General features: G+C 38.3%; 8 protein-coding genes, 6 tRNA genes, 1 rRNA gene and 2 pseudogenes. 11 read left to right on the top strand and 6 right to left on the bottom strand.

What is annotated here, in order from left to right:
* Nucleotides 1-13 precede the first annotated feature (13 nt).
* The 3 genes from rrf (at nucleotide 14) to MOF34_RS13930 (ending at nucleotide 323) form a co-directional block, all read left to right on the top strand.
* A 5S ribosomal RNA gene (gene rrf, locus MOF34_RS13920) occupies nucleotides 14-129 on the top strand.
* 44 nt (nucleotides 130-173) lie between these two features.
* Nucleotides 174-248, top strand: a tRNA-Asn gene (locus MOF34_RS13925).
* Between the two features lie 2 nt (nucleotides 249-250).
* Nucleotides 251-323: transfer RNA gene (locus MOF34_RS13930), tRNA-Thr, on the top strand.
* Between the two features lie 105 nt (nucleotides 324-428).
* Here the strand turns inward: MOF34_RS13930 and MOF34_RS13935 are convergent.
* Nucleotides 429-713: a tyrosine-type recombinase/integrase gene (locus MOF34_RS13935; protein ID WP_268400550.1), complete on the bottom strand. Its 285-nt coding sequence runs from the start codon at nucleotides 711-713 to the stop codon at nucleotides 429-431.
* An 8-nt stretch (nucleotides 714-721) separates the two neighbouring features.
* Between MOF34_RS13935 and MOF34_RS21030 the strand changes: the two are divergent.
* A pseudogene (locus tag MOF34_RS21030) lies at nucleotides 722-1,359 on the top strand (LysM peptidoglycan-binding domain-containing protein); the annotation flags it as partial.
* Nucleotides 1,360-1,424: 65 nt separating this feature from the next.
* On the opposite strand, the gene MOF34_RS13950 reads toward MOF34_RS21030, so the two are convergent.
* From MOF34_RS13950 to MOF34_RS13965, 5 genes and pseudogenes are all read right to left on the bottom strand, one after another.
* The gene (locus MOF34_RS13950; protein ID WP_268400546.1) at nucleotides 1,425-1,982 is read right to left on the bottom strand and encodes a hypothetical protein; all 558 of its coding nucleotides are present in this window, start codon (nucleotides 1,980-1,982) and stop codon (nucleotides 1,425-1,427) included.
* Between the two features lie 65 nt (nucleotides 1,983-2,047).
* Entirely contained in the window at nucleotides 2,048-2,179 is a 132-nt protein-coding gene (locus MOF34_RS13955) for a hypothetical protein (RefSeq protein ID WP_268400547.1), read from the bottom strand.
* A gap of 255 nt (nucleotides 2,180-2,434) precedes the next feature.
* Nucleotides 2,435-2,824: an Imm50 family immunity protein gene (locus MOF34_RS13960; RefSeq protein WP_268400548.1), complete on the bottom strand. Its 390-nt coding sequence runs from the start codon at nucleotides 2,822-2,824 to the stop codon at nucleotides 2,435-2,437.
* 14 nt (nucleotides 2,825-2,838) lie between these two features.
* Nucleotides 2,839-3,072 (bottom strand): HNH/endonuclease VII fold putative polymorphic toxin, encoded by a 234-nt coding sequence (locus MOF34_RS21035; RefSeq protein ID WP_419901032.1) that lies wholly within the window; start codon nucleotides 3,070-3,072, stop codon nucleotides 2,839-2,841.
* Nucleotides 3,073-3,211: 139 nt separating this feature from the next.
* Nucleotides 3,212-4,416 (bottom strand): annotated as a pseudogene (locus MOF34_RS13965) (ribonuclease YeeF family protein); the annotation flags it as partial.
* A gap of 267 nt (nucleotides 4,417-4,683) precedes the next feature.
* On the opposite strand from MOF34_RS13965, the gene MOF34_RS13970 reads away from it, so the two are divergent.
* The 7 genes from MOF34_RS13970 to MOF34_RS14000 all read left to right on the top strand — a co-directional run bounded on the left by MOF34_RS13970 (nucleotide 4,684) and on the right by MOF34_RS14000 (nucleotide 6,862).
* On the top strand, nucleotides 4,684-5,760 hold the full coding sequence (locus tag MOF34_RS13970; RefSeq protein WP_214288297.1) for a tetratricopeptide repeat protein: 1,077 nt from the start codon (nucleotides 4,684-4,686) through the stop codon (nucleotides 5,758-5,760).
* Nucleotides 5,750-5,908, top strand: a complete 159-nt coding sequence (locus MOF34_RS13975; protein WP_268400549.1) for a hypothetical protein — start codon at nucleotides 5,750-5,752, stop codon at nucleotides 5,906-5,908. The genes MOF34_RS13970 and MOF34_RS13975 overlap by 11 nt, the downstream gene beginning before the upstream one ends.
* Nucleotides 5,909-5,949: 41 nt before the next feature.
* Nucleotides 5,950-6,162, top strand: coding sequence for a hypothetical protein (locus tag MOF34_RS13980; protein WP_187957589.1), 213 nt, complete (start codon nucleotides 5,950-5,952; stop codon nucleotides 6,160-6,162).
* Between the two features lie 330 nt (nucleotides 6,163-6,492).
* Nucleotides 6,493-6,567: transfer RNA gene (locus MOF34_RS13985), tRNA-Gly, on the top strand.
* A 32-nt stretch (nucleotides 6,568-6,599) separates the two neighbouring features.
* Nucleotides 6,600-6,676: transfer RNA gene (locus MOF34_RS13990), tRNA-Arg, on the top strand.
* 26 nt (nucleotides 6,677-6,702) lie between these two features.
* A tRNA-Pro gene (locus MOF34_RS13995) sits at nucleotides 6,703-6,779 on the top strand.
* A 7-nt stretch (nucleotides 6,780-6,786) separates the two neighbouring features.
* A tRNA-Ala gene (locus MOF34_RS14000) sits at nucleotides 6,787-6,862 on the top strand.
* Nucleotides 6,863-7,121 lie beyond the last annotated feature (259 nt).

A 7,121-nucleotide genomic window follows, 5' to 3' on the forward strand; every position in this document is an offset into this window, starting at 1 on the left:
CTGAAGGCATTTGTTTGGTGGCGATAGCGAAGAGGTCACACCCGTTCCCATGCCGAACACGGAAGTTAAGCTCTTCAGCGCCGATGGTAGTCGGGGGTTTCCCCCTGTGAGAGTAGGACGCCGCCAAGCAGATTTATTATTTCTACCATGTTTGTTTATGAAGCTTATATTATTCCGCAGTAGCTCAGTGGTAGAGCTATCGGCTGTTAACCGATCGGTCGTAGGTTCGAATCCTACCTGCGGAGCCATTGCTTCCATAGCTCAGCAGGTAGAGCACTTCCATGGTAAGGAAGAGGTCAGCGGTTCGAGCCCGCTTGGAAGCTTATCTAAAATACGTTGATCTTATGCAGTTTCCGCGAGATATGGAACTGTTATTTTTTTGTCTAATATATGTGGGTGTCATACGGGTGGCAAATTAGAGAATTTCTCTAAAATGTCCCCGTTTTTAATTTATTATTGATTGCATCAGCAACTAAAATATCTGATTCACGATTAGCCTGAGTGTAAATAATCAACGTGGTTTGGACGTTAGCATGGCCAAGCCTCTGAGAAATAGCTTTAATGTTTAATCCAGGTACTTTCCCAATTTGATTTATTAACATTGTTGCGTGTGAGTGTCTCATATCATGAAGACGTCCTGGCTTAATATTGTGCCTCTTAGTGAATCTCTGCCACCATGTATTAGGTGAGGTAGGATACTGGGGTTGCCCGATATCCCCGCCAAATAACTGCGAAACTGCTTAAAGAACGCGGCTGGGGTGTTGATCGAGTTCGCAAACATCAAGACGGGAACGGGAAATATTGCCCTCACCGAATTTTGTCCGAGGGTCGATGGGATGAAGTGAAAGCCGCTATCGCTGATGAATTAAGAAAAATCGGAGGCAAAAGCTCAGCGTCTTCAGGCGGCTCTTCAGGATCCGGACAACATATACAGTCAAAAAAGGAGATACACTTTCCGGAATCGCAAAGGCTGAGGGAGTAAGTATGGCAAACCTCCAGAAATGGAATAACATAAAGGATCCGAATAAAATTACAGTTGGCCAAAAGTTGAAACTGAAAGGATCCAGTTCATCCTGCAGCACTAAAACAAGCAGCAAAAAGACATCATATCCGCTTCCTTCCGGAGTTATTAAAGTGACAAGCCCGATGACGAAAGGAACGAATGTTAGACAGGTTCAAAATGCTCTGGCGGCTCTTTATTTCTATCCAGATAAAGGGGCGAAGAATAACGGCATTGATGGCGTTTATGGCCCGAAAACAGCAAATACAGTCAAACGGTTCCAGTCAGTAAATGGTCTGGCTGCTGACGGCATTTATGGGCCTAAGACTAAAGCGAAAATTGAAGCTCTTTTGAAGTAAATAAATAGTCCCCTTGAGTACTCTCAAGGGGGATACTTTTGTTTATTTCAGAAACAGGGGGTAAATTAGCGATACCCTAGAGTTTGGCAAACACTTACCGCAAGACTATGGGTAGTGGAACGGCACCAACCAATTGCACCCAATCTATAAATATCATTAAGTACATTATTGGCAAAATTTAATCCTATAAAGGCAACTAAGCTTAAATAAAGCACTCTACCCAAAGGATCTTTTTCTTTTAAAACACTAAAATCTCCTTGTAATTGTTCTGAGCCTGTTTCAATTTCACTATCTTTAAGACTGTAGAATTGCTCTAAGACATTAGATTCTAGGTTCTTAACGTTATCAATTACATCTTCCTTAAGCCCTAGTTTTATTGCTTTCGATTCATCAAATGAATATTCACCGTTTTTTAAGATAATCGATTCTTTAATTGTCTTTAGGGTTTGTTTAACGTCATCAGGGTTCAAATTTTCTACAGCTGAATTGAAAAAGATATTTACATTTGGGTTTACTTCTTTTGCAGAAGTGGTAGGAGCGTTAGTCCCCATAAAAATGGTCGCAAATACAAGAGTCAAAACAGAAATACCTAAAATCATAGTTGCAAATCTAGATTTCTTCATTTGGTTCTCCTCCTTTAGTTATTTTACAGTTCGATCCTAAATATTTATCAAATATTGTCAATAAATCAATGTTTTGTATTTTTGATGATCTTAACTATTTTAAGAATACAAAATAACGAAATTAAAATTGCGACAACAGCAATTCCTAATAACACTAACCCGGCAATGATAAAACCTTTAATTTCTTCGCTAGTCATGTTATCACCCCTATAAAGAATAATCTCCCACAAGTTTGAAGCAATTGAATTTTTTATTCCATAGGCTAAATATACTTTCTTGTAAAATAGTCCAAATAGAACCGGAATATAAAGAAATACGCATGAAAAACAAATAAAGTCCTATTCATTAAGTAGGACTCAGCTTGTAGACTTGGTCTAATTCTTAGACTTTGTCTACAAGCTGAGGTCCCCTCTCAGTGTGAGAGGGGACCCTTTTTGTTTTTATCTACTAATTCATATAGCTTCGTTAATATAACCATTAATTGATTGAATAAACCCGGTGTCAGCTTTTATCTTTGCGTTAATTTCACCAGTTACATTAATTTCTAATAAGCCTTGTTCATCCTTGGTTATCTCAATGTTTCCTCTGTATATATCTGAAGAAGTTTTCATTTCTAAGGAATGGATATCGAAGAAGTCCACTTGAAGGGCGATTGAGTTGTATCCAAGATTAGCCCATTTCTTAGGTGGATTCTCGGCATAGAATGGCATATCAAAATGCAATGTTACTTTTCTACCTTCTTCTTTTATATAAATACCTTCAATGCGTACATTTTCTAATCCTGGTACCTCGTTATATAAACTATTAAAAAAATGACTTTCTTCTATATTCTTGTACCACATAAAATCACCTCAAGTTATTTGTTAAAAGGATAATGTTCTTTTGTGCCAGGGACTTTTCCTGTTCGAGTATTATCAATTGGTCTAACGTTAAAGTGCGGACATTGACCACCTTTTTCATGCCCAGCACTATGATCTTGTATAATAATTTTTTCGCCTTTGTTATTAGTGAAGGTGTATTCTCTCGTCCTAATGATTTTACCATATTTATCTTTAATTACACGGCCGCCTTCGTGAGGAGCAGTACGCATTTCTACACGATTGATTCTGGTTGTTGAGCACGTGGTATACCGGCATCTCTTTTCGCTTCTTTAAAAGCCCCTTTTCTACTAACTGTAACTTGAGTTACGGTTTCAGTTGATGATGAAGCTTTAAGGCCCGTTTTTCCGGAAAAACCTTTTGCACCAAATGGCATGAAAACAGCAAGTGCTGCATTTATACTGTTATGCTGTTGTTCTTTTGAAATCTTATTGCCAAACATGTCTCGGCCTGTTAGCTTCGCTAAAACCGTTTGCAGAAGCAAGCCCATAAAGACCTATACTCGAATTTTGAAGAGCATGGAATGTCTTTGGCGTTTTGTAGACATCAAGTGCTTTGTCTGCTGTGTAGAGTGCTTTACTGGTTGAATAAACAGCTTTTCCGCCTTTTGCTAATTTTCCAGCCCATCCCACAATCGGGACATAACCTGCCGCAGCCATCGCTCCAGCTGCTACACGTTGGCCCTCTGTCAATTTTTCGCCGGTAACCGGATCAACTCCATCAGCGGCTCTTTTATAATCATAATATCCGGAGACTTCCCCTGTAAAATTACAAACAACATCCCACGTTTTTTCGTACCATGGCTTATTTGCAAGCTCTTCCTGTTCTTTTGCTATCTTTCTTTGTTCGGCCTGTTGATCTTTAAAGGAGATATATTCAGTCGATTGTTTTTTTACATCTTCAGTCATCTTGTGAACTTCACTGTCCCTATAAGCCTTGGCATTATAGTGGATGGGAGAGGCGGTCTTGCCTTTTGCTGTTGCGTTTATGAGTGCTTGGTAATCAGCCTGAATCATTTGTTCATTTGCTTCTGATAGGGCGTATTCTGACGTTAGGTTTTCATCGACTTCACTTATTTTCTCGACTGTATTTTTTCGTTTTTTCTCAGCAGAAGATAACTCATTTTTAAAATCTTCCGTTGAAAAAACATCTAAGGGAAGGATATCGTGTATTTCATTTAAGATGTCTTTGATGGCCTTTTTCTGTTCTGACATGATGGATTTTGATTTAGAATTAGCATTGGCCAACTCATGCTCTAAGAAAGATTCTTCTATGTAGGCATCTGATAAGCTAGCGTCTTCCAAAATACCAGGAATACTCGTTAAAAAAGAAATTTTCATCTCAATTAGATCAATCCATTGGTCAGCAATGCCAGCCTGATCTTCATAAAAAGATTTAATGTTATTGGAGCCTTTACCAGAAAACTCACTATCATCTAAATCAGCGACATCTTTAAATGCTTTCTTTAATTTAACCATTTTACTTTTTAATTCTTTGTATTCCCTTGCACGGTTTTCAGCTTCAGAAAGCAGTGATTTAGCTTCAAATACCTTCATGATCATATCCTTTCATTTTCAGCTTTGTGGGTAAATAACCAACAAAATTTAACCATAAAAAGAAAAAGAGAAATACAAAATATCCTTTTATTTGAAAGGTGATCGATCAACGAAATGAACCGAAGAAAAAGTTTGCGGTTTTTTTGTGGTTCAAACACTTTTTGGAAATGTTAGAATATTACATAAAAAGAAACAAAAAGGAGGGATCCTGTGAATCCGGTTTTACCTTCCTCACATGTAGGGGTTAAGATTACCGAATGGTATAAGATGATACGTCAGTTTAGCGTTCCGGATGCTGAAATTTTAAAAGCAGAAGTTGAAAGAGAAATTAAACAAATGGAAGAGGATGAGTATTTACTAATTTATTACTCATTAATGAGCTTTCGACACCAACTTATGCTCGACTACCTAGAGCCAGAAAAAAAGTATAGAACAGCACGTCCAACCATCTCAGAATTACTTGAAAAAATTGAAGCTCCCCAAAAGAAATTAACCGGTCTCCTGAAATATTACTCACTATTTTTCCGCGGTATGTATGAATTTGATCAGCAAGAATTCGTGGAAGCTATTAATTATTACCGTAAAGCTGAAAAAGAACTTTATGCTGTTACTGATGAAATCGAACAAGCTGAATTTCATTTTAAGGTAGCAGAAGCTTATTACAACATGAAACAAACTCACGTTTCCATGCATCACATTTTAAAGGCATTAGAGATTTATGATCAGAATCCGCTGTATACTGTAAGGAAAATTCAAAGCTTGTTTGTAATCGTAGGTAACTATCTCGATTTTAAACATTATGAAAAAGGGTTAAAACATCTTGAAGAAGCCCTGAAGCTTTCTAAGGAATTAGGGCACGACAGACTAATTAGTTCTGCTCTGTATAATCTAGGTGAATGTTATCATTACATGGGACAACCAAGTAAAGCTGAAGGATATTTGAAAGAAGCAGCTGAGGTTGCTGAAAGAGCAAATTTAAGGACACTTCCTCATACGCTCCATTCGTTGGCCACAGTTTTATTCAAGCAAGAAAAGTTTAATGAAGGACAGAAGGTTTTGCAGCAAGGGATCGAAACAGCACAAAAATTCAATGATGAACTTTTCCTATCGATGAATCAGTTTCTGAATGCCCTATATATTGAGTCTGTTGATAAACAGGGTATCCTCAATATATTGAATCATCTTAATGAAAGTCACATGTTCTCATTTACGGAACACATAACGCTGCTGACTGCAGAATATTATAGAGAAGGCGGAGAATTTGAAGAATCCAGTTTTTTCTATGATAAAATGGTTGAAGCGCAGCTTCAAATTCAGCGAGGTGACTGTTTATATGAGTATTAAAAAAGGTGTTTGTGTATTTCTCTCTGCTGTTATTGTAACCACTGGTTTATTTGCGTTTAATGCAACCCCTGAGCAATCCAATCAGCATATTGAGGCCCATACGACTAATGCTGAAATGCAGATAGCAGGAATTAGATTACAGACTTGACCTATATTAGCCCCTCTCATACATGTGAGAGGGTTATTGTTATGGGTGGCAATGTCGAGGTAAGTGGTAAGGAGGTAAGAATGTCATTTTTAACAATAATTGAGATCATCTTTGTATTAACTGTATTAGGATTATTTGCATGGACTTTTAAAAGACAGAAAAATGTCGATGATGATGTGTTTACTTATGCTAGATATATGATTTATTTGCTTGTAGCTGAAATTGCTGTATATGTCATATTCCAAATTGCTTAAGTTAAGCAGACCTTAAAAGTCTGAAGCCATCTTATTATAATAGAAGGTTTTTTATTTTGTGTGCATTTTTAATTTCAGGTGTCCGCCACCCTGGGTGGCAGAAAGGTGGCAAACACGATTATTCGCCACCTTTCTAAATTTGTATAAACCGTATTGACATTTATCAAAACCCTGCTATAATTACTTTTGTCCTAAGAAAACGGATATAAACTTTCAAGATGCTCTTCCATGGTAAGGAAGAGGTCGGCGGTTCGAGCCCGTTTGGAAGCTTTATCAAATGTATTATTACCAAGGTTTCTCAAAAAGGAGAAAGCTTTTTTATTGCGATATGCGGAAGTAGTTCAGTGGTAGAACACCACCTTGCCAAGGTGGGGGTCGCGGGTTCGAATCCCGTCTTCCGCTCCATTTTATCCCAACGGGATATTGTAAAATTGATTGCGCCCGTAGCTCAATTGGATAGAGCGTTTGACTACGGATCAAAAGGTTAGGGGTTCGACTCCTCTCGGGCGCGCCATTATTCTAATAGAATAGTTAGGAAATCGGGAAGTAGCTCAGCTTGGTAGAGCACATGGTTTGGGACCATGGGGTCGCAGGTTCGAATCCTGTCTTCCCGACCATTTTCATGGGGCCTTAGCTCAGCTGGGAGAGCGCCTGCTTTGCACGCAGGAGGTCAGCGGTTCGATCCCGCTAGGCTCCACCAAATTTTTTAAAAAAGTTATTGACTTAAAAGAAGCAACGTTGTATACTAATAAAGTTGCTTTAACAAAGCGAACAAACGAAATGATCTTTGAAAACTAAACAAGACAAAACGTACCTGTTAATTCATTTTTTATAAAATCGCACAGCGATGTGCGTAGTCAGTCAAACTAAGGCCTGCACGACGCAGGTCACACAGGTGTCACCGCAGGATGCGGTGAACTTAACCTGTGATCCATTTTATCGGAGAGTTTGATCCTGGC

This window comes from Bacillus sp. T17B1 (genome assembly GCF_026796395.1).
Classification (GTDB): Bacteria; Bacillota; Bacilli; order Bacillales; family Bacillaceae; genus Bacillus; species Bacillus spizizenii_A.

Excerpts from the sequence above, each read along its gene's own strand:
- MOF34_RS13950 (WP_268400546.1), bottom strand. The coding sequence starts at position 1,982 with ATGAAGAAATCTAGATTTGCAACTATGATTTTAGGTATTTCTGTTTTG.
- MOF34_RS13955 (WP_268400547.1), bottom strand. The coding sequence starts at position 2,179 with ATGACTAGCGAAGAAATTAAAGGTTTTATCATTGCCGGGTTAGTGTTA.
- MOF34_RS13960 (WP_268400548.1), bottom strand. The coding sequence starts at position 2,824 with ATGTGGTACAAGAATATAGAAGAAAGTCATTTTTTTAATAGTTTATAT.
- MOF34_RS21035 (WP_419901032.1), bottom strand. The coding sequence starts at position 3,072 with ATGCGTACTGCTCCTCACGAAGGCGGCCGTGTAATTAAAGATAAATAT.
- MOF34_RS13970 (WP_214288297.1), top strand. The coding sequence starts at position 4,684 with ATGATACGTCAGTTTAGCGTTCCGGATGCTGAAATTTTAAAAGCAGAA.
- MOF34_RS13975 (WP_268400549.1), top strand. The coding sequence starts at position 5,750 with ATGAGTATTAAAAAAGGTGTTTGTGTATTTCTCTCTGCTGTTATTGTA.
- MOF34_RS13980 (WP_187957589.1), top strand. The coding sequence starts at position 5,950 with ATGGGTGGCAATGTCGAGGTAAGTGGTAAGGAGGTAAGAATGTCATTT.